Origin of the sequence: Streptomyces niphimycinicus (genome assembly GCF_018883605.1) — a bacterium.
Lineage (GTDB): Bacteria > Actinomycetota > Actinomycetes > Streptomycetales > Streptomycetaceae > Streptomyces > Streptomyces niphimycinicus.
The window spans coordinates 1-1,944 of record NZ_JAHLEM010000728.1 but is presented as its reverse complement, the minus strand read 5'-3'; the positions used below and the strand labels follow the sequence as shown (position 1 = coordinate 1,944).

The following is a 1,944-nucleotide window of genomic DNA, read 5'->3' as shown; positions in this document are numbered from 1 at the left end:
CGGACTTCTGCGTGGCGTTGGTGACCAGCGCGGCCGCTCCACCGCCCACGAGCGCCGAAACCGCCGCCACGGCCGCAATCAGCGCGATCGGACGCGAGGCCCGCGCCCTGCGCCGCCCTCCACCACCATGCGCCCCCTCACCCGCGAACGCCCCGCCCTCCTCCCCGACCCCGCCCCCACCACCGCTGCCACTGCCACTGCCACCACTCGGCCACACGGTGACCCCGGACGGCGTGGTGACCGCCTGCTGAGGCTCATACGCGGGCGGATCGGGATACCCCGCACCACCTCCGTACGAGAAGGGATAGGGCTCGTCTGCGCCGCTACGGCGTGTGCTGTCCGTCATGTCTATGACTGTGCGACCGAAGTATGAGAGTCCCCTGAGGGCCCGCTGAGAACCCCACCAGAAGTCGGTATGCCCGACATAAGGCACCCCCGCGGCAGCGCGCCTGCCGGACGCCGAGGGCCGCCGTGGCCCTCGGCCCCCGCGCCCCCAAACCCCCTCGGCCGCACCGCAGATCAGCCAAGTCCCGCCGCGGAACGTGGGCGTCGCGCCCCCACCGGGCACGCGGGCGCGGCCCGCGGCGCTGAGCCTCGCCGTAAGGCGGGCGCGGCGCCTCCGCGGACATCGGGGCACGGCCACGGAAACGCCGGGATCACAAGCCTCGCCCGGCGCGGAATCTCCCCGCAGGGGAGACCACAGGGGAGACCGCGGGGCGGGTGCGCGCCACGCATGGCATCCGCGTCCGGGGCCGCAGGACCGATCCCGCCGGACGGCGAAGACAGCAGGGGCCGTCGGGGCCCCAGGGCCCCGCCCCGGGCAGAAGCGCTCCGCGCTAGACGCAGCCGCAGGAGTGGCGGACCACCAGGGCCGACGGGAATTGCTTGACCCGCTCGCGGCGGGAACTCGCCAGGCGGACGCCGTCGTCCAGCACCAGGTCGACCGCGGCGCGCGCCATCGCGGGGCGGTCGGAGCCGACCGTGGTCAGCGGGGGGTCGGTGAGGTGGGCTTCCTTCACATCGTCGAAGCCTGCCACCGCCAGCTCGTGCGGTACCTCGATCCGCAGCTCACGCGCGGCCCGCAGCACCCCGAACGCCTGGTCGTCGGTGGCGCAGAAGATGGCCGGGGGCCGGTCGGGGCCGGCCAGCAGATCGAGGGCGACCTTATAGGCGTCGTACCGGTTGTACGGGGCCTGGAAGAGCCGCCCCTCCGTGGGGCGGCCCGCCTCGAGCATCGCGCGGCGCCAGCCCTCGACGTGGTCGGTGACGGGGTCGCCGACGGTCGGGGTTATCTCGGTGCCGCCGAGGCACGCCACATAGTCATGGCCGTGCTCCAGCAGATGCCGCACCGCGAGCTGCGCGCCGCCGATGTCGTCCAGCACCACCGCCACGTCGTCGATCGCCTCGGGCCGCTCGTGCAGCAGCACCACCCGGGCGTCCCACGCCTCGATCTCGGCCGCCGCGTTCTCGCTCGGGCCCTGGCTGATGAGGATCAGCCCGGACACCCTCATCCCCAAGAAGGCGCGCAGATAGTGCACTTCGCGCTCGTCGAGGTAGTCGGAGTTGCCGACCAGCACCATCTTTCCGCGCTCGGCGGCCGCCTGCTCGACGGCGTGTGCCATCTCCGCGAAGAACGGCTGCCGGGCGTCCGGAACGATCAGCCCTATGAGATCGGTCCGGCGGCTCGCCATCGCCTGCGCGACGCGGTCCGGCCGGTAGCCGAGCTCCTTGATCGCGGCAAGCACCCGCTCGCGCGTGGCCGGGGCGACCGGCCGGGGTCCGTTATTGATGACGTAACTGACGACCGCGGTCGAAGTCCCCGCAAGCCTTGCCACATCATCCCGCGTCACCTTGGCCACGCGCGAAGTCTACGCGGGTCCAGCTAGCTGTTGGCCGGTCGTGCGGCAGCGGGCCTCGCCGCGGAGCCCGGCGCCCCGCCGGGGT

1 protein-coding gene and 1 pseudogene are annotated in these 1,944 nt (G+C 73.4%); both read right to left on the bottom strand.

The features are described 5' to 3' along the window. Positions 1-346, bottom strand: a pseudogene (locus KN815_RS41325) (serine protease); the annotation flags it as partial. 490 nt (positions 347-836) lie between these two features. Beyond that, a complete protein-coding gene (locus KN815_RS41320) occupies positions 837-1,859 on the bottom strand; it encodes a LacI family DNA-binding transcriptional regulator (protein ID WP_216346926.1) in 1,023 nt (340 codons plus the stop codon). Between the last annotated feature and the right edge of the window lie 85 nt (positions 1,860-1,944).